The sequence below is a fragment of the Mycolicibacterium sp. XJ1819 genome (assembly GCF_053483675.1).
The window spans coordinates 106,726-125,472 of record NZ_JBEFST010000006.1 but is presented as its reverse complement, the minus strand read 5'-3'; the positions used below and the strand labels follow the sequence as shown (position 1 = coordinate 125,472).

Genomic DNA, 18,747 nt, shown 5'->3' with positions numbered 1-18,747 from the left:
ATGTCGCCGGTCAGACCGCCTCCGGATCTTCGTCGAGGGCATCGGCGGCCTTTTGGGCGAGCTCGATGGCGCGCCGGGCCCACGTCGGCCCTGCGCCCGCGAGCCCGCAGGCCGGGGCGACGCCGATCCGCTCGCGTGCGGTCGAGCGCGCGAAACCCAGCCGGTCGGTGATCGCCACCGCCGCCTCGGCGACCTCGCCTGCCGACGGGTGGATCTCCGGTGGGGTCGCAGGCAGCACACCGAGCATCACCGTTCGCCCCGAATCGACGAACTCCGCGACACCGTCGAGGTCGGCGGCGGCCAGGGCCGAAATGTCCACCGACACAGCGTGAATCGCGGTGCGTTGCAGTACTTTCCACGGCAGGCCCGACGAGCAGCTGTGCACCATCACCTCGCCGCCGACGGTGGCCACACAATCGTCGAGCAGGGCGATGGCCACCGATTCCTCCACCGGGTGCACCGGCGTCAGGCTGGTCACCCCGGTCAACCGGCCGTCCATCGCGGCGGGCAGGACGGGTTCGTCGAACTGCACCACCACGGTCGCGCCCAGCCGACGGGCCACCTGCGCGCGGTGCCGCGCGACCCCCTCGGCCAGCGAGGCGGCCAGGTCGCGGACCGCGCCGTGATCGGTGATGGCGCGGTGGCCACCGGGCAGTTCCAGCTGAGCGGCCAACGTGATGGGTCCGCTCGCCTGCACCTTGACGGTTCTCTGGGCATCGGACAGCCCGGCCTTCTCCCAGACCTCTTCGAGCGCGTCGAGATCCTCGTCGAGAAAACTCGCGGCCCGCCGGGTCACCGCGGGTCGGCCCGGCGCGATGCGGTAGCCGCGCGGCACGGTGTCGATGCCGATGTCGACGAGAAGCGCGCCGCATCGGCCGATCATGTCCGCACCGACCCCGCGCTGGGGCAGTTCCACCACGTGCGGCAACGAATGCAATTCGCCGACGATCACCTCGGCGGCGGCGCGTGCCGACGTCCCAGGCCACGATCCGATGCCGGTGGCGGCGGCGAATGCGCTCACTCGTTCGACAGTATTCGATCGGGATAGTCTCGATCCGCAAGGGTGGAGGGAGCGCCATGCCCGTATCGGCCGGTCAGGTCGTCCTGTGGTGCGCGGCGGCGATTTTGACCGTCGGCTGTACCCAAACCGTTCACGGCGGCGCGACGCGGGCGACACCGGGCATCGACGAGGACTCCGCCTCACCGATCGACGTCGAGACCATCATGCTCGACCAGGATCAGATGCGTGCGATCACCGGGGCCGGCGAGGATCTCACGGTCATACCGAGCATGGACAACAAGTCCCCCGTCGACATCCAACCGCTCACCGAATCCACACCGCGACAATGCCAATGGTTTTTCGCCGAGACGCAGACCTTCGGTCCCGACGTCGAGGAGTTCCACAAGACCACCTACCAGAACCCGCCTGGCGGCGGGCTGATCTCGGCGGGCGCGGCGGCTTACCGCGATCGCGCCACCGCGCGCCGCGCGTTCGACGACCTGGTGGCCCGCGTCGATGACTGTGGGGCAACAAGTCTGGGGCCGATGTTCGTGGGCGACTGGTCGGCGGGCGCCGACATCCTGCAGTTGCGTCCGTCGGATGCCTGCGGTCGCCACTACCGGGTGAAGAACGTCGTGCTGGCCGAGGTCACCGCGTGCCGGTTCCCCAGCTCCGTGCCAGACATCGTGATGACCAACATCCTGGCCAACGTGCCCGACTGACCGGGGATTGTCAGCGGCTGATGGTCGCGCTGCCCAGCACCTCGTCGCCATCGGGGTCGGGCCGGTACAACGCCATCGTCTGGCCCGGCGCCACCCCGCGCAGCGGCGCACGCAGGTCGACGACCAGCCGACCGTCACGCACCTCGGCCACGGCGTCGGCGATGCCACCGTGCGCGCGGACCTGTACCTGGCACTCCACCGGAGAAGTGGGCGCCACACCGGAGGTGAAGATCGGCCGCTCACCGGTCAGCGTCCACACGTCGAGGTCGGTGGCGTCACCGACGCGCACGGTGCCGTTCTCGGCGTCGATGCCGGTGACATAGCGCGGCCCGCCGCCGGGGCCCGGCCCCGCGATGCCCAGCCCCTTGCGTTGTCCGATGGTGAAGCCGTGTACGCCGTCGTGCTCGGCCAGCACCGTGCCGCCGGTGTCGACGACCGCACCGCGACGCACCCCGATCCGCGAGCCGAGAAACGCCCTGGTGTCACCGGAGGGGATGAAGCAGATGTCGTGACTGTCGGGCTTGTCGGCCACGGTGAGACCCCGGCGCGCCGCCTCCTGGCGGATCTGCGGTTTGGGCGTGTCACCGATCGGAAACACCGCGTGCCGAAGCTGTTGGGCGGTCAACACCGCCAGCACGTAGGACTGGTCCTTGTCGGCGTCGACGGCGCGACGCAGCCGGCCGCCCGACAGCCGTGCGTAATGACCGGTGGCCACCGCGTCGAAACCCAACGCCAGCGCGCGAGCCGCCAAGGCGGAGAACTTGATTCGCTCGTTGCACCTCACACACGGGTTCGGGGTCTCGCCGCGGGCGTAGGAGGATACGAAGTCGTCGATCACGTCCTGCTTGAACCGGTCGGCGAAATCCCAGACGTAGAAGGGGATGTCGAGCACATCGGCGACGCGTCGGGCATCGCCGGCGTCCTCCTTCGAACAGCACCCCCTCGATCCGGTCCGCAGTGTTCCCGGCGCCGACGAGAGCGCGAGGTGCACGCCGACGACGTCGTGTCCGGCATCGACCATCCGCGCGGCGGCGACCGAGGAGTCCACACCGCCGCTCATCGCCACGAGCACCCGCATCAGTCGACGACCCCCGAACTGGCCAACGCCGCCTGCCGCGCCCTTTCCACCGCGCCGGGCAGCACGGCGAGCGCGGCATCCACGTCGGATTCGGTGCTGGTGTGACCGAGCGAAAACCTCAGTGAACCGCGCGCACTGACCGGGTCGGCCCCCATCGCGGTGAGCACATGCGACGGCTGCGCCACGCCCGCGGTGCAGGCTGAGCCGGTCGAGCACTCGATTCCCTTGGCGTCCAACAACATCAATAGCGAATCGCCTTCGCAGCCACGAAAGGTGAAGTGCGAGTTGCCGGGCAGCCGACCGGTCCCTCTCGCCCCGTTGAGATGCACGTCCTTGATCCCGGACAACACTCCGTCGATCAGCCGGTCACGCAGCTTCTGCACCCGAGCGCTGTGCGCTTCCAACCCACCGACCGCCACCTGCGCGGCGGCGGCCATCGCGACGGCGCCGGCGACATCCGGTGTGCCCGAACGCACGTCCCGTTCCTGGCCACCACCGTGCAACAGCGACACGCACTCGGTGTCACGGCGCAGCAGCAACGCGCCCACACCGGTGGGACCACCGAACTTGTGCGCGGTGACACTCATCGCCGCCAGGCCGCTCGCGGCGAAGTCGACGGGGACCTGGCCGACGGCCTGCACCGCGTCGCTGTGCATCGGCACGTCGAATTCCGCGGCGATCGCGGCCAATTCGGCGATCGGCATGATCGTGCCCACCTCGTTGTTGGCCCACATCACGGTCACCAGCGCGACGTCGTCGTGTTCCTCCAGAGCCGCTCGCAGCGCGCCGGCGGTCACCGAACCGTCGGGTTCGACGGGCAGCCAGGTGACTTCGGCGCCCTCGTGTTCGGCGAGCCACTGCACCGAGTCCAGGATCGCGTGGTGTTCGACCGGCGTGGTGACGATGCGCCGACAGCGCGGATGAGCGTCTCGCCGGGCCCAGTAGATGCCCTTGACCGCGAGGTTGTCGCTCTCGGTGCCGCCGGCGGTGAACACCACCTCCGACGGCCGCGCGCCCAGCAGCTTGGCCAGCGCCTCGCGTGCCTCCTCCATCCGGCGGCGGGCCACCCGGCCCGTTCCGTGCAGCGACGACGCGTTACCGACCGTCGCCAGCACCGCCGTCATCGCCTCGAGAGCAGCGGGGTGCATCGGGGTGGTGGCAGCGTGATCGAGATAGACCGACTCCGGGGAGGCCATAACCGTTCAATTCTAGCCACCGACCGTCGGCGCCCCTGATCGCGCGGTCAGGCGGCCGGCACATGCCGTTGCAGACGCTTCGGCCGCCCGCCCCGCACGGCGGCTCCGCGGGCTCCGTTTGCGGGCCTCAGCCGAGAAATACCACGTTCTCCTCGACCGCATTGCGCGGGATGCTCAGATGGTTGGCCGCGAAGGTGGAGTCTGCGTACCCGATCGACAGGCCGCAGAGCGGCCGGAGCTCGTCGGGGATGTCCAACTGCTCGTGCAACACGTCCGGGAAGTGGGCGATGGAGACCTGGACGCACGCCCCCAACCCGCGTTCGGTCAGCGCCAGGACCAGCGTCTGCAAGAACATTCCGACCCCGAGGCTGTCGACGAGCCCCAGCTCACGATGCATACACACCACCCCGGCGACCGGTGCGCCGAAGAACTCCCAGTTGCGCAGCGGGGCGGTGCGGCGCGCCTCGAGGTCGTCGCGCGCGACTCCCATCGCACCGTAGAGCAGGGCGCCCAGTTCGCGCCGCCACGGCGCGAAGCTCTCCGGCAGACCCATCGTCTGCGGAAACCCCTGTGCCGCCCGCGCCGACAAGGCCCCGGCCAGCCGGTCCCGGCGTGCCCCGGTGGCCAAGATCAGTCGCCAGGGCTGGATGTTCGAGTTCGACGGCGCACGCATCGCCAGCGCGAGCGCCTCGTCGAGCAGCTCGCGCGGCACGGGCTTGTGGCGCAGGAACTTCCGGATGGATCGGCGCTCGGCGACAACCCGGCTCAGGTCGCTGCCGGCGCGGGTCATCGACGGGCGAGCCAGTCGGTGAACCGGATCGACGCGATCGTCGCGTCGCCCCCGGTGACCAGGCTGGAATCGTCGACCGGGGTGCCGAAGTACGTGGCGTCCGAGGTGACGACGACCGGCCGGTCCTCGCCCTTGGCCCGCAGCACCGTGGTCGCGAGGTCGGCGAAGGAGATCTTGTCCGGTCCGCCGATGTCGATGTGGCCGTTGCGGGCGGGCTCCTGGGCGGCTTGCGCCACCGCGGCGGCGACCTCCTCGGCGGCGATCGGCTGGATCAGGCCGTCGGGGGCGCGCACCTCACCATCGACCGTCAGTGATTCGGTGATGGATTCGGCGAACTCGTGGAACTGGGTGGCTCGCACGACGGTGTAGGGCAGGCCGGAGTCCCCGATGATGGACTCCTGAGCGACTTTGGCACGCATGTAGCCGCTTTGCGGCAGGGCGTCGGCGCCGACGATCGACAACGCCACGTAGTGGCCCACTCCCGCCGCGGTCGCCGCCTTGACCAGGTTGGTGGTCGAGGTGGTGAAGAACTCGAGCACCGCGTCGTCGGCGAAGGACGGCGAGTTGGTCAGATCGATGAGCACGTCGGCGCCCGACAGGGCCTCGGCCAGGCCTTCGCCGGTGAGGACGTCCACCCCGGTGTCGCGCACGGCCGCAACCACGGTGTGGCCGGCCGCTGTGAGTCGCGGGGCCACCTGCGAGCCGATCAGACCGGTAGCGCCGAACACTGTGATCTTCATCGTCAACACCCTTTCGTTGGTTCACGACCACAGTGGCACCCGGTGCCGGCCGTCGGAACCCTTGAAAATCCGTAGTCGGTGATCACCGACCGCGGAATGTGAAAACGCCCCGACGGTCGTCGGGGCGTTTCCGTGGTGTGCGTGCTGACGATCAGCCCTTGCGAGCCTTGACCGCCTCGGTGAGCTGCGGTGTGACCTTGAACAGGTCACCGACGATGCCCAGGTCGGCGATCTCGAAGATCGGCGCCTCCTCGTCCTTGTTCACCGCGATGATCGTCTTGGACGTCTGCATGCCCGCACGGTGCTGGATGGCACCGGAGATGCCCAGCGCGATGTAGAGCTGCGGGGACACGGTCTTGCCGGTCTGGCCCACCTGGAACTGGCCCGGGTAGTAGCCGGAGTCGACCGCCGCACGCGAGGCGCCCACCGCGCCACCGAGCGCATCGGCCAGTTCCTCGACCACCGAGAAGTTCTCGGCGCTGCCGACGCCACGGCCGCCGGAGACGACGACGCTGGCCTCGGTGAGCTCCGGACGGTCACCGGCCACCGCGGGCTCGCGGCTGGTGATCTTCGTCGCATTCTCGGCCTGGGCCGGCCCCTCGACGTTGACCACCTCGCCGGCACCGTCGGCCGGCGCGGCCTCGACGGCGCCCGGACGGACGGTGAAGATGGGCAGTTCGCCGGTGACCTCGGCCTCGACGGTGAACGCGCCACCGAAGATCGAGTGCACACCCTTGGCGCCGTCCTTGACCTCGACGACGTCGGTGAGGATGCCCGAGCCGAGCCGGGCGGCCAACCGGCCCCCGATCTCCTTGCCGTCGGCGGAGGCCGCCAGCAGCACACCGGCGGGGCTGGCCGACTCGGCGAGCGACGCCAACACGTCGACGAACGGTGTGACCAGATAGTTTTCCGCGTCGTCGGACTCGGCCACATAGATCTTGGCGGCGCCTGCCGCCTTCAGTCCGTCGATCAGGGGCTCGGCCGTGCCGGGCTTACCCACCACGACGGCGGACGGTTCGCCCAGCACCCGGGCGGCGGTGATCAGTTCGGCGGTGACCTTCTTGGGTGCACCTTCTGCGTGCTCGACGAGCACAAGTACTTCAGCCATTGCTATGTCTCGTTTCTCAAGTACTGGAGGAATGTCTGCTAGATAATTTTTTGAGCGACCAGGTACTCGGCGATCTTGGTACCGCCGTCACCTTCGTCGGTGACCTTCTCGCCCGCGGTCTTCGGCGGCTTAGGGGTCGACGACAGCACACGCGAGCCCGCGTTGGCGACACCGACCTCGTCGGCCTCCACGCCGATCTCGGCCAGCGTCAGCGTCGTCACTTCCTTCTTCTTGGCGGCCATGATGCCCTTGAAGGAGGGGAAACGCGGTTCGTTGATCTTCTCGTTCACGCTGATCACCGCGGGCAGCGGCGCCTCGACGGTGAACACGCCGTCGTCGGTCTCGCGCTCGCCGGTGACCTTGCCGTCCTCGACCGACACCTTGCGCAGGTGGGTGAGTTGGGGCAGGCCGAGGTACTCGGCGATGATCGCGGGCACCGCGGCGCCCACCCCGTCGGTGGATTCGTTGCCGGCGATGACCAGTTCGGTGCCCTCGACGGTGCCCAGCGCACGGGCCAGGGCCCAACCGGTCTGCACCATGTCGGAGCCGTGCATGCCCTCGTCGACCAGGTGTACGGCCTTGTCCGCGCCCATCGAGAGGGCCTTGCGGATCGCCTCGGTCGCGCGCTCGGGACCTGCTGTGAGAACCGTCACAGTGCCCTCGACGCCGTTGGCGGCTTCTTTCTCCTTGATCAGGAGCGCCTCCTCGACGGCGCGCTCGTTGATCTCGTCGAGCACGGCGTCGGCGGCCTCCCTGTCGAGGGTGAAGTCACCCTCGTTGAGCTTGCGCTCCGACCATGTGTCTGGGACCTGTTTGATCAGGACCACGATGTTCGTCATGAGTCTGGTTCGTCCTCCTTGAAGAGGCCGGGGCGGCCGGCCTGCACTACCACGCTTGAAGCAACTAGCACCATGTTACTGACCGGTAACTATGGTGGTTCGCAGGAACACAATAGCGGGTCGAAGTTCGCGTTCTAGCAGCACGTAGGCCATGAACCGTTCGCGGGCGGGCCGATCCGGGTTAGCCTGCCTTGCGATGAGCGCATTCGTAACCGGGACGGCCGGCGAGGGGCCCCGGGCTGCCACCACGCCGGATCTGCCCCTCACCGGGGAACGCACGGTTCCGGGACTGGCGGAGGAGAACTACTGGTTCCGTCGCCACGAAGTCGTCTACCGGCGGCTGGCCGACCGCTGCGCGGATCGCGCGGTGCTGGAAGCCGGTTGCGGCGAGGGGTACGGCGCCGACCTGATCGCCGACGTGGCGCGCCACGTGATCGGGCTGGATTATGACGAAGCGACGGTTGCCCACGTCCGCGCCCGGTATCCGCGAATCGAGATGCGCCATGGAAACCTGGCCGAACTTCCGCTCGAGGACGGTGCCGTCGATGCGGTGGTGAACTTTCAGGTCATCGAACACCTCTGGGACCAGCCACAATTCGTCGAAGAATGCTTCCGCGTGCTGCGACCGGATGGCCAGTTGATGATGTCGACACCGAACCGGATCACCTTCTCCCCCGGCCGCGACACCCCAGTCAACCCGTTCCACACCCGCGAGCTCAACGCCACCGAGCTGACTGAATTGCTCACCACCGCAGGATTTTGCGTCGAGACGATGTTGGGGGTGTTCCACGGCCCGCGGTTGGCCGAACTCGACGAACGCCACGGCGGCTCGCTGATCGACGCCCAGATCGCCCGCGCCCTGGCCGACCAAACCTGGCCCGCCGACCTGCTCGCCGACGTCGCGTCGGTCAGCATCGACGACTTCGACCTGATCGACGCGGCCGATCGCGACATCGACGAAAGCCTGGATCTGGTGGCGATTGCGGTGCGGCCGTGACCTTCACCGAACCCGTTCCCGGGCAGTTCACGCTCGTCCTGCACACCCACCTGCCGTGGCTCGCCCACCACGGCCGGTGGCCGGTCGGCGAGGAATGGCTCTATCAATCCTGGTCGGCGGCGTACATCCCGCTGATGCGGGTTCTTCGCGCGCTTGCCGCCGAGGACCGCCGCCACGTGTTGACCCTGGGCATGACACCGGTGCTGACGGCCCAACTCGACGACCCGTACTGCCTGACCGGCATGCACCACTGGCTGGCCAATTGGCAGTTGCGGGCCCTGGAGGCCACCACCCTCGGTGACCCGTTGCGCCAGTTCGGTATTCGCGAGTGCGAAGAGGCCGAGCGGGCCATCGACGACTTCGCGGCGCTGTGGGCGCACGGCGGCGGCCCGCTGCTGCGTGAACTCGTCGACGCCGGCACGATCGAATTGCTCGGCGGGCCGTTGGCCCACCCGTTCCAACCGCTACTGAACCCGCGGCTGCGGGAGTTCGCCCTGCGCGAAGGCCTGGCCGACGCCGGCCAGCGCTTCGGCCACACCCCCGCGGGCATCTGGGCGCCAGAATGCGCATACGCGCCCGGGATGGAATTCGACTATGCCGCAGCCGGTGTCGGGCACTTCATGGTCGACGGGCCGTCGCTGCACGGCGACACCGCACTGGGGCGCCCGGTGACCTCGTCGGACGTCATCGCGTTCGGTCGCGACCTGCAGGTCAGCTACCGGGTGTGGTCGCCGAAGTCGGGCTATCCCGGCCACTCCGCCTACCGCGACTTCCACACCTATGACCACACCACCGGGCTCAAGCCCGCGCGCGTCACCGGCCGCAATGTGGCCTCGGATGCCAAGGCCCCCTACGACCCCCAGCGCGCCGACCGTGCGGTCGACGCGCACGTCGCCGACTTCGTCGACGTGGTCAGGCGCCGCCTGGTCAGCGAGAGCGCGCGAATCGGCAGACCCGCACACGTGATCGCGGCATTCGACACCGAGTTGTTCGGGCACTGGTGGTATGAGGGTCCGGTGTGGCTGGCCCGGGTGCTTCGCGCGCTGCCCGAAGCCGGTGTCCGCCTCGGCACGCTCTCCGATGCGGTGGCCGACGGCTACATCGGCGCCTCGGTCGAATTACCGCCCAGCTCTTGGGGTTCGGGTAAGGACTGGCAGGTGTGGGCCGGTGAGCAGGTCGCCGACCTGGTGCACTTGAACAACGAGGTCGTCGACACCGCGCTCTCGACGGTGGACAAGGCGCTGGGCGAGACGGACACGCCGCCCGCGCGCAACCTCGTCGCCGACCAGATCCTGCGCGAGACGCTGCTGACGGTGTCCAGCGACTGGCCGTTCATGGTCAGCAAGGACACCGCCGCCGATTACGCGCGCTACCGTGCGCATCTGCACGCGCATGCGACCCGCGAGATCGCCGACGCCGTGGCCTCGGGCCGCGCCGAGCAGGCGCAGCGGCTTGCCGAGGGTTGGAATCGCGCCGACGGACTGTTCGGCGCCCTGGACGCACGAAGGTTGCCCCGATGACGCCCCCGCCCCGAATCGTGCGCCCGTGAAAGTCCTGATGGTGTCGTGGGAGTACCCGCCCGTGGTGGTCGGCGGGCTCGGCCGGCACGTGCATCACCTGGCCACCGCGCTGGCGGCGGCCGGCCACCAGGTCGTCGTGCTCAGCCGCCAGCCCAGTGGCACCGACCCCAGCACCCACCCGTCCAGCGACGAGATCGCCGAGGGGGTTCGGGTCGTCGCCGCCGCCCAGGATCCGCACGAATTCGACTTCGGCAGCGACATGATGGCGTGGACGCTGGCGATGGGCCACGCGATGGTGCGCGCCGGCCTGGCCATCACCGACGATCGCGGGCGGCCCTGGCGTCCCGACGTCGTGCACGCCCATGACTGGCTGGTCGGCCATCCCGCGATCGCCCTTGCCGAATTCTTCGACGTGCCGTTGGTGTGCACCATCCACGCCACCGAGGCCGGCAGGCATTCGGGCTGGGTGTCCGGTCGCATCAGCCGCCAGGTGCATGCGGTGGAATCCTGGCTCGTTCACGAATCCGATTCGCTGATCACCTGTTCGGCGTCGATGCGCGACGAGATCACCGAGTTGTTCGGCCCGGGTCTGGCCGAGATCCGGGTGATCCGCAACGGCATCGACGCCGCGCTGTGGCCGTTCGCGCGGCGGCGACCCCGCGGTGGTCACGCGCACCTGGTCTACGTCGGCCGGTTGGAGTACGAGAAGGGCATCCACGACCTGATCGCCGCGCTGCCCCGCATCCGGCGTACCCATGCCGGCACCACCTTGACCATCGCGGGCACCGGCACCCAACAGCAGTGGCTCCTCGAGCAGGCGCGAAAACACAAGGTGCTGCGGGCGATAACGTTTGCCGGCCATCTGGACCATGAACAGCTCGTGCGGCTCCTGCACTCCGCCGACGCCGCCGTGCTGCCAAGCCATTACGAACCGTTCGGCATCGTGGCGCTGGAGGCGGCGGCGACCGGAGTTCCGCTGGTGACCTCCGACGTCGGGGGGTTGGGCGAAGCGGTGATCGACGGGCAGACCGGGATGTCGCACGCGCCGCGGGACATCACGGGTCTGGCCGCCGCGGTGCGCGCGGTGCTCGACGATCCCGAAGGCGCACAGCGCATGGCGGTCGCCGCACGCGAGCGGCTCACGTCTGACTTCGACTGGCACACCGTGGCCGACGAGACCGCACAGGTCTACCTGGCGGCCAAACGCCGTGAGCGCGAACCGCACCGGCGACGGATGATCGTCGAGCACGCGCTGCCCGACCGCTAGTCAGGCGGACGCGTGCCGACGTCAGCGCGAGGCCTTCTTGCGTTCGATGTCGGCCAGCGCGGCGGCGAGTTCGGCGCGTTGGGCCGCCGACGTCTCCCATGACAGCTTGCGGTTCTTGACCACCTTGGCCGGAGCGCCGACGGCGATCGAGTAGTCCGGGATCTCGCCCTTGACCACCGCATGCGACCCCAGCACACAGCCGCGGCCGATGGTCGTGTTGCGCAGGATGGTGACCTTGGTGGCAATCCAGGTGTCCGGGCCGATACGCACCGGGCCCTTGAGAATGCCCTGATCCTTGATCGGGACGTTGATGTCGTCCATCCGGTGATCGAAATCACACACATACACCCAGTCGGCCATCAGCACCGAGTCACCCAACTCGATGTCGAGGTAGGTGTTGATGACGTTGTCGCGGCCGAGCACGACCTTGTCACCGAAGCGCAGAGAGCCCTCGTGGCAGCGGATCGTGTTCTTGTCGCCGATGTGCACCCACCGGCCGATCTCCATCGTCGACAGTTCGGGGGTGGCCTGAATCTCCACACCCTTGCCCAGGAACACCATGCCCCGGGTGATGATGTGCGGATTGGTCAGCTTGAACTTCAGCAACCGCCAGTAGCGCACCAGGTACCAGGGTGTCCACGCCCGGTTGGCCACCACCCATTTCAGCGACGCCAGCGTCAGGAACTTGGCTTGTCGGGGGTCCCGCAGCCGGGAGCCCCGCCAGCGCTTGTGCAGCGGCGCGCCCCACATCGTCGTCATGGCCGGAAAGCCTACGCGAGCTCACCATCCCCCAACGGTTACCCTCACGGGGTCTTTCAAGGCGGGCGAAACAGACCAGAAGGGGCGCAGTGTTCCGGCGATCAATCGTGCTGGCGGCAGCGGCGCTGATCACGGCCGTATTGGCCGGCTGCGGAAACACCGACTCCTGGGTGGAGGCCAAGCCGGCCGAGGGCTGGCCCGCGCAGTACGGCGACGCGAGCAACAGCAGCTACCGGTCGGCGGCGGGCGCCGGCGCGTTGCGCCTGGAATGGACCCGATCGGTCAAGGGCGACCTGGCCGCCGCGGCCGCGCTGGGCTCGATCGGCTACCTGGGGCTCAATGCGCAGACCCCGGCCGGCTGTTCGCTGATGGTGTGGGAGGCCGACAACAACGCCCGCCAACGCTGGTGCACCCGGCTGGTGCAGGGCGGCGGCACCGCCAGCCCGCTGTTCGACGGCTTCGACAATCTCTACGTCGGCCAGCCCGGCGCGATGCTGTCGTTTCCGCCGACGCAGTGGATCCGCTGGCGCCAACCGGTGATCGGCATGCCGACCACGCCACGGATTCTGGACCCGGGTCACCTGCTGGTCGTCACCCATCTGGGCCAGGTGCTGGTGTTCGACGCGCACCGGGGCACCGTCATCGGCTCCCCGCTGGATCTGGTGGCCGGCGTCGACCCCAGGAACTCCGAACGAGGCCTCGACGACTGCCAGCCGGCCCGCGCGCGCTGCCCGGTGGCCGCCGCGCCCGCGTTCGCGCCGGCGACCCAGACGATCGTGCTCAGCCTGTGGGAGCCCGACGCCGAAGCGCCCATCCTGGTCGGGCTGCGCTACCGACCCGGCCAGACGCCGATGCTGACCCGCGAGTGGACCAGCGACGCGGTGGGCGGCGGGCCGCTGGCCAGCCCGGTGCTGTCGGCGGACGGATCGACGATCTATGTCAACGGTCGCGACGAGCGGCTGTGGGCGCTCGACTCCTCTGACGGTTCGCCGAAGTGGTCGGTGCCGCTGGACTACCTGGCGCAGACGCCGCCCTCGGTGTCGCCGGACGGGCTCGTCGTGGCCGGCGGCGGTCCCGGCGCAAAGCTGCTCGCCGTCAAGGACATCGGTGATCGCGGCGAGGTGGTGTGGACCCGCGACGACGTCACCCCGCTGACCACCTCGAGCCGATCCGGCGCCGACCTCGCCTACACGGTGGCCCGCGACGGCGAGAACGGGCAGACCCTGCTGGTGTTCAACCCGGCCGACGGCAGCACCCTCAACGCCTACCCGTTGCCCGGCGCCACGGGCTGGCCAGTCGGCGTCTCCTTGGGCCACGACCGCCGCGTGGTCACTGCCACCAGCGACGGCGTGGTCTACGGCTTCGCCCCGCGATAGCCCCTCGGTTCAGAGCGCCAGCATCGACGCGACGGCCGCGCGCGGCACCGACGCCTGCACCGGTCCCGCGGCCTCGGCCATCAACTCGGCCTGGCTGAAGAAGAAGATCAGCTCGTCATCGGTCAGCGCGAAGTTCTGGTACTTGGTCGGGTCGAGGCCCACGCTCTCCGTCACCGGGTCGGTGACACCCAACTCGCGCTGCAGATAGCGGTTGATCTCGGGATAGATGACGTCCAGCGGTTCGGTCCCGGGTCGAAACAGCGTGTCGAACGTGATCGGCGCGTTCTTGGCGACGTTCCAGTTGAACGCCTGGTAGAACGTCTGCGGATGGGTACCGCCGACGTTCTGCCACACCGTGAACACGATGCTGCGGGTGCCGCCGGACGGTGCGCCCGACCGGTATCCGGTGCCCTTGGCGTCCAACTGGTACGGCAGGTTGTAGGAGCCGGGCATTTCCGACACGTTGACGAAACCGTCCCTGGCCTGGGTCAGATAGGCGACCAGCGGGGCAGGATCCGGGTAGTCGTCGGGAAAGGTGAAGTCCAGCCGATACGCGGCGGTCTGGGCATGCACCCGACACGTCTGGTCGGCATCGACCGCCCCACCCAGATCGGCGCACGCGCCCTGGGCGGCCGCCGTCGGAGCGCTGATGGTGGCCGCCACGACGCCGCCCGCCACCAGAGCAGCCCACCTCGAAATACGCATTGTCGGATGTCCTCGCCACCGGCACCGGCTCTGCTGCCGGTGCATCACTGCCAGCGTACGTTCCCGCGCCCGAACGGATGACCAGAGCACGACAATTACCACGACGGACGGCAGATGAATGCCGTTGCCCGGCTTGCCGGCCCGGCTCCGATCCTGGTGATGACCACCGCGGCCCGGGCCGGTCCGCGCAGCCGCAGCCGGGTGCGCAGCGCGTCGGGGTCCACGCCGACGCCGCGGACCAGGATCTCGACGGCCCCGACGTCGTGGGCCGAAAGCGCCTGCCGCAGTCGCCGTTCGCTGTATGCCAACTGCTCGAGCACCTCGAAGCCGCGCACCCCGTCGGGCAGTCGGTCACCGGTCAGGTAGGCGATGTCGCGGTCGAGCTGCCACAGCCCGTGCCGCGCCGCGTATTGGCGGACCAGGCCGGCCCGCACGATCGCGCCGTCGGGATCGACGATCCACCGGCCGGCGGGCGCGACCGCACAGTCGTCGGGTTCGGCGTCGGTGATCTGCTGGCCGGCGCTGAGCATGGTGGCCCGCCGGGTCACGCCCGCCTCGGCCAGGCCCGGCGACCACAGGCATGCTTCCCGGACACTGCCGGCATATGAGGTCACCTCGATCTCACCGGCGAAGCCCAGCCGGGCCAGCGCATCGAAATCGATTCCCGGAGCGGCCTTCACGACGTAGTGCCGGTCTCTGTAGGTCTGCAGCAGCGCGTCGAGCGCCGGTGTGTAATCTCGCGGGTCGAACCGGCGACGCCCGCCGCTTCTGCGTGCGGGGTCGAGTACGACGACGGCGTCGCGGGTGATCGGACACAACGCGTCGGCGCGACACAACTCGACGCCGTCGACATTGTGCCGGGCCATCGCCAACCGGACCGGATCGAGGTCGCTGCCGACCAGCAACTCCACCGAATCACGCAGGGCGGCAAGCTCGGTGCCGATAGAGCAGGTCGCATCGTGCACCCGCATGCCGGCCAGGCGCCGAGCACGATGGCACGCCACCGGTTCGGCCGTGGCCTGCTGCAACGCTTCGTCGGTGAAGAGCCAATCGTCGGCCCGGCTCAGTTTGCTCGCTGCCCTGCGGCGCAGCACCGTCGTCTCCACCAGTACCGCCGCGCGCTCACCGAAACGCTCCCGCGCCCATGCGATGTCGCTGACCAGGGTGGCATCGGTCAGCGCGCGCTCGGCCACCTCCCGCAGCGCCTGCGCGCCCGCTGCGCTGTGCAGATAGCCGACATCCGGCAGCCGAAAACCTACGACGGCTTGACCCCGGTCACCATCACGTTGTAGAACCAGCCCTTCGGCACGACCCGTCGCCACATGTTGTCGTCGACCCAGCTCAGGGTGATCCAGCTGTGGAAGGCGAACTTGGCGTAGCCCCAACCCAACCGGCCCTGCGGCACCGCGGCCTCCAGGGTGCGCAGCGGCCACCCGAGCATTGCTGCGGTGAATTCCGTTGTGGCGGTGGATATCTCGATGGCACCCGCGTTATGCGCCATCCGCTCCAGGTCCGCGGGTGCGAATGTGTGCAGGTCGACGACGGCCTCCAGCGCGGCAGCGCGCGAGGACTCGTCGAGTTCGGCCTGCGGGCGGCGCCAGCCGGAAAGTCCGGGCAGCCTGGTGACATTCGTCACCGCCCGCCACGTCAACGTCGACAACGGCCGCGCGTAGTTCTCTCCCGCGTTGGTCGGCTCACCGGCGAACACGAAGCGACCGCCCGGCTTGAGCACGCGCACCACTTCGCGCAGCGACAACTCGACATCGGGGATGTGATGCAGCACGGCGTGGCCGACCACCAGGTCGAAGGTGTTGTCGTCGTACGGGATCCCCTCGGCGTCGGCGACCCGCCCGTCGACCTCGAGGCCGAGGTTCTCGCCGTTGCGGGTGGCCACCTTGACCATCCCGGGCGACAGATCGGTCACCGAACCACGCCGGGCCACCCCCGCCTGGATCAGGTTCAACAGAAAGAACCCGCTGCCGCAGCCCAACTCCAGCGCACGGTCATAGGGAAGTTTGCGTTGCTCCTCGAACGGCACCGTGGCATCGAACAGGTCGCGGGCGTAGTCCACGCAGCGCTTGTCGTAGGAAATCGACCACTTGTCGTCGTAGGACTCGGCCTCCCAGTCGTGGTAGAGCACCTGCGCCAGCTTGGAGTCGTGGCGGGCGGCCTCCACCTGTTCCGCGGTGGCGTGCGGATTGGGTTCGGGCATTCCGGCGACTTCGGAACCGGTGTCGCTACTCGTCATAACCGGCAGCCTAGAGGTCGAAGGCGGCCTTGGCCGCAGCCAGTGCCTGCAACGGATGCTCGACCAGCCGTCGCGCCCAGGTCAGGGCCGCGTCGTAGACGCCGTCGGGGGCCACCATCTGGTCGATGAGGCCGAGCGCCAGCGCCTCCTCGGCGTCGACGAACCGACCGGAGAACACCATGTCCTTGGCCCTGCTGAGGCCCACGGTGCGCGCCAGTCGCGACGTGTCGGAGGCGGGCCCCAGGCCCGCGAGTATCTCGGGCACCCCGAACCGGACGTTGTCGCCGGCCACCCGCCAGTCGGCGGACAGCGCCAGGGCCAGCCCACCGCCCAACGCGTATCCGGTGATCGCGGCGACGGTCGGCTTGGGAATGGCCGCCAGCGCGTCGAGGGCATCGCGGCAGACCCGGGCCGCCGCCGTCGCCTCGTCGGCGTCGAGGGTGCGCCGTTCGGGCAGGTCGTCGCCGGCCGAGAAGATCTCGTGGCCCCCGAACACGATCACGGCGCGGATGTCGTCGCGCCGGCCCAGATCGGCCGCGGCCCCGGCCAGCTCGCGGTACACCTGCCGGGTCAGCGCGTTTCGGGGCGGCCGCGACACCAGCAGCGTGGCGACGCCGGGCTGCTCATCGCTGGTGTGGACGGAGACGAACTCGTTCATGCCAGCGGTGCGCCGTCGGTGTAGCCGTCGGGGGCCCGCTGCTGGCGGGCCTTGTTGTAGCGGTCGCTGTCGAAGAACTCGATCTCCCAGTTGCCGTTGTCGACCTGCAGATGTGGTTCGACGGCCACGATGCGGCGTTCCACCGCCAGCACCTCGGCGACCGTGCGGCCGGCCAGCGCGTCGAGCTGGGTCCACGTCGGCGGCAGCAGGAAGCTGCGCGACTCCGCGAAATCGTCGAGGGCCCGCTCCGGCGTGGTCCAGTCGGCGGCGTCGGTCTCGGTGTTGTCCCCGTCGGCCCGCTGCCCCTCCGGCAGGGCCCCGACGAAGAAGTAGGTGTCATAGCGGCGGGTGCGCTCTTCCTTCGGGGTCACCCAGTTCGCCCACGGCCGAAGCAGGTCGGCGCGCAACACCAGGTTTTCGCGGCGAAGGAAGTCGGCGAACGCCAGCGAATGGTTGGCCAACGCCGCGCGCTCGTCGCGATAGATCGACGGGTCGTCGACGATGCCGTCGGGATCGTCGGCCGGCCCGGCGAACAACACGCCGGACTCCTCGAAGGTCTCCCGGGCGGCCGCACACACCAGCGCCCGAGCCAAGTCGGGTGCAACACCGAAACGCTGTGCCCACCAATCAGATCCGGGTCCGAACCAGGCGATGTCGGCGTCGCGGTCACGGTCGTCGACCCCGCCGCCGGGAAACACCATCACACCCGCGACGAACTCCATCGCCGAGTGGCGCCGCATCAAGAACACCTCGAGCCCCGGGCGTCGACGCCCGTCGCGGATCAGCATCACCGTCGCCGCGGGGCGCGGGGTCAGGGGCTTGTCACTGTCGGGTTGGGTCACGCTCGTCTCCTGTGCGCGGCTCGACTTCTGGCCCGACGGGCGAAGTAGCGCCCGTCGACGACGTCCAGGCTGATCTGCTGGCCGAACGCGTTCGAGAGGTTCTCCGCGGTCAGCACGTCGGAGAGCAGTCCGGCGGCCACCACCGCACCCTCGGCCAGGATCATGCCGTGGGAGAACCCGCGCGGAATCTCCTCGACGTGGTGGGTCACCATGACCAGCGCGGGCGCGTCGGGGTCGCCGGCCAAATCTTCCAGCCGGGCCAGCAGCTCCTCGCGGCCGCCGAGGTCCAGGCCGGCGGCGGGTTCGTCCAGTAGCAGCAGTTCGGGGTCGGTCATCATCGACCGCGCGATCAGCACGCGTTTGCGCTCGCCCTCCGACAGCGTGCCGTAGGCGCGCTCGGCGAGGTGTTCGGCGCCGACGCTTTCCAGCATGTCGATCGCCCGGTGGTAGTCCACGTCGTCGTACTTCTCCCGCCAGCGGCCCATCACCGCGTAGCCGGCCGAGACCACCAGGTCGCGCACCACCTCGCCGTCGGGGATCCGCGCGGACAGCGCGGAGCTGCTCAGGCCGATCCGCGCGCGCAGTTCCGACATGTCCACGCGGCCGAGGCGCTCCCCCAGCACATAGGCGGTGCCCGACGACGGGTGTTCGGTGGCCGCGGCGATGCGCAGCAGCGACGTCTTGCCCGCGCCGTTGGGGCCAATGATCACCCAGCGTTCGTCGAGTTCGACCGCCCAGGTCACCGGCCCGACGAGGACGCGGCCGCCGCGCCGCAACGAGACCTTGGCGAAATCGATCAGCAGGTCCGGATCGGCTGCTTCTCCCTCGGCGACTGACACTCGCCCATCGTAGTGAAGCCCCCTTCCGCGTGAGCGACCGCGTATGCACGCGATTCGCCGCCC

Annotated in this window: 19 protein-coding genes; 5 read left to right on the top strand and 14 right to left on the bottom strand. The window is 69.3% G+C overall.

What is annotated here, in order from left to right; all coding sequences use genetic code 11:
• Window positions 1-10: 10 nt before the first annotated feature.
• A complete protein-coding gene (locus ABQE89_RS08280) occupies window positions 11-1,021 on the bottom strand; it encodes a methionine synthase (protein WP_448415820.1) in 1,011 nt (336 codons plus the stop codon).
• Window positions 1,022-1,077: 56 nt separating this feature from the next.
• Between ABQE89_RS08280 and ABQE89_RS08275 the strand changes: the two genes are divergently transcribed.
• Window positions 1,078-1,722 (top strand): sensor domain-containing protein, encoded by a 645-nt coding sequence (locus ABQE89_RS08275; protein WP_448415819.1) that lies wholly within the window; start codon window positions 1,078-1,080, stop codon window positions 1,720-1,722.
• Between the two features lie 10 nt (window positions 1,723-1,732).
• Here ABQE89_RS08275 and mnmA read toward each other — a convergent pair whose 3' ends face one another.
• From mnmA to ABQE89_RS08245, 6 genes are all read right to left on the bottom strand, one after another.
• A complete protein-coding gene (gene mnmA, locus ABQE89_RS08270; protein ID WP_448415818.1) occupies window positions 1,733-2,800 on the bottom strand; it encodes a tRNA 2-thiouridine(34) synthase MnmA in 1,068 nt (355 codons plus the stop codon).
• Window positions 2,800-3,996: a cysteine desulfurase family protein gene (locus ABQE89_RS08265; protein WP_448415817.1), complete on the bottom strand. Its 1,197-nt coding sequence runs from the start codon at window positions 3,994-3,996 to the stop codon at window positions 2,800-2,802. The genes mnmA and ABQE89_RS08265 overlap by 1 nt, the downstream gene beginning before the upstream one ends.
• A 127-nt stretch (window positions 3,997-4,123) precedes the next feature.
• The gene (locus tag ABQE89_RS08260; RefSeq protein ID WP_448415816.1) at window positions 4,124-4,786 is read right to left on the bottom strand and encodes a nitroreductase; all 663 of its coding nucleotides are present in this window, start codon (window positions 4,784-4,786) and stop codon (window positions 4,124-4,126) included.
• A complete protein-coding gene (locus ABQE89_RS08255; protein WP_448415815.1) occupies window positions 4,783-5,526 on the bottom strand; it encodes an SDR family oxidoreductase in 744 nt (247 codons plus the stop codon). The genes ABQE89_RS08260 and ABQE89_RS08255 overlap by 4 nt, the downstream gene beginning before the upstream one ends.
• Before the next feature lie 151 nt (window positions 5,527-5,677).
• A complete protein-coding gene (locus ABQE89_RS08250; RefSeq protein WP_448415814.1) occupies window positions 5,678-6,634 on the bottom strand; it encodes an electron transfer flavoprotein subunit alpha/FixB family protein in 957 nt (318 codons plus the stop codon).
• A gap of 38 nt (window positions 6,635-6,672) precedes the next feature.
• Entirely contained in the window at window positions 6,673-7,473 is an 801-nt protein-coding gene (locus tag ABQE89_RS08245) for an electron transfer flavoprotein subunit beta/FixA family protein (RefSeq protein ID WP_448415813.1), read from the bottom strand.
• 196 nt (window positions 7,474-7,669) lie between these two features.
• On the opposite strand from ABQE89_RS08245, the gene ABQE89_RS08240 reads away from it, so the two are divergent.
• From ABQE89_RS08240 to ABQE89_RS08230, 3 genes are read left to right on the top strand one after another with little or no spacing between them, the layout of a single operon-like run.
• Window positions 7,670-8,470, top strand: a complete 801-nt coding sequence (locus ABQE89_RS08240) for a class I SAM-dependent methyltransferase (RefSeq protein WP_448415812.1) — start codon at window positions 7,670-7,672, stop codon at window positions 8,468-8,470.
• Window positions 8,467-9,990 (top strand): 1,4-alpha-glucan branching protein domain-containing protein, encoded by a 1,524-nt coding sequence (locus ABQE89_RS08235; protein ID WP_448415811.1) that lies wholly within the window; start codon window positions 8,467-8,469, stop codon window positions 9,988-9,990. The genes ABQE89_RS08240 and ABQE89_RS08235 overlap by 4 nt, the downstream gene beginning before the upstream one ends.
• Window positions 9,991-10,015: 25 nt before the next feature.
• The gene (locus ABQE89_RS08230) at window positions 10,016-11,257 is read left to right on the top strand and encodes a glycosyltransferase family 4 protein (RefSeq protein ID WP_448415810.1); all 1,242 of its coding nucleotides are present in this window, start codon (window positions 10,016-10,018) and stop codon (window positions 11,255-11,257) included.
• 21 nt (window positions 11,258-11,278) lie between these two features.
• On the opposite strand, the gene ABQE89_RS08225 is transcribed toward ABQE89_RS08230, so the two are convergent.
• The gene (locus ABQE89_RS08225) at window positions 11,279-12,016 is read right to left on the bottom strand and encodes an acyltransferase (protein WP_448415809.1); all 738 of its coding nucleotides are present in this window, start codon (window positions 12,014-12,016) and stop codon (window positions 11,279-11,281) included.
• 89 nt (window positions 12,017-12,105) lie between these two features.
• On the opposite strand from ABQE89_RS08225, the gene ABQE89_RS08220 reads away from it, so the two are divergent.
• Window positions 12,106-13,392, top strand: coding sequence for a BamB-related PQQ repeat family beta-propellar protein (locus ABQE89_RS08220; protein ID WP_448415808.1), 1,287 nt, complete (start codon window positions 12,106-12,108; stop codon window positions 13,390-13,392).
• Between the two features lie 9 nt (window positions 13,393-13,401).
• Here the strand turns inward: ABQE89_RS08220 and ABQE89_RS08215 are convergent, their stop codons facing one another.
• The 6 genes from ABQE89_RS08215 to ABQE89_RS08190 all read right to left on the bottom strand — a co-directional run bounded on the left by ABQE89_RS08215 (window position 13,402) and on the right by ABQE89_RS08190 (window position 18,684).
• Window positions 13,402-14,097 (bottom strand): esterase, encoded by a 696-nt coding sequence (locus tag ABQE89_RS08215; RefSeq protein ID WP_448415807.1) that lies wholly within the window; start codon window positions 14,095-14,097, stop codon window positions 13,402-13,404.
• Window positions 14,098-14,192: 95 nt separating this feature from the next.
• The gene (locus tag ABQE89_RS08210) at window positions 14,193-15,395 is read right to left on the bottom strand and encodes a THUMP-like domain-containing protein (RefSeq protein WP_448415938.1); all 1,203 of its coding nucleotides are present in this window, start codon (window positions 15,393-15,395) and stop codon (window positions 14,193-14,195) included.
• Complete coding sequence (locus tag ABQE89_RS08205) at window positions 15,353-16,345, bottom strand: class I SAM-dependent methyltransferase (RefSeq protein ID WP_448415806.1); 993 nt, start codon at window positions 16,343-16,345, stop codon at window positions 15,353-15,355. The genes ABQE89_RS08210 and ABQE89_RS08205 overlap by 43 nt, the downstream gene beginning before the upstream one ends.
• Before the next feature lie 10 nt (window positions 16,346-16,355).
• Window positions 16,356-17,003 carry an enoyl-CoA hydratase gene (locus ABQE89_RS08200; protein WP_448415805.1) on the bottom strand — a complete coding sequence of 216 codons (648 nt, stop codon included), beginning with the start codon at window positions 17,001-17,003 and terminating at the stop codon, window positions 16,356-16,358.
• Entirely contained in the window at window positions 17,000-17,791 is a 792-nt protein-coding gene (locus ABQE89_RS08195; protein WP_448415937.1) for an NUDIX hydrolase, read from the bottom strand. Before ABQE89_RS08195 ends, ABQE89_RS08200 begins: the two co-directional genes overlap by 4 nt.
• A gap of 50 nt (window positions 17,792-17,841) precedes the next feature.
• Complete coding sequence (locus ABQE89_RS08190) at window positions 17,842-18,684, bottom strand: ABC transporter ATP-binding protein (protein WP_448415804.1); 843 nt, start codon at window positions 18,682-18,684, stop codon at window positions 17,842-17,844.
• Window positions 18,685-18,747: the final 63 nt, after the last annotated feature.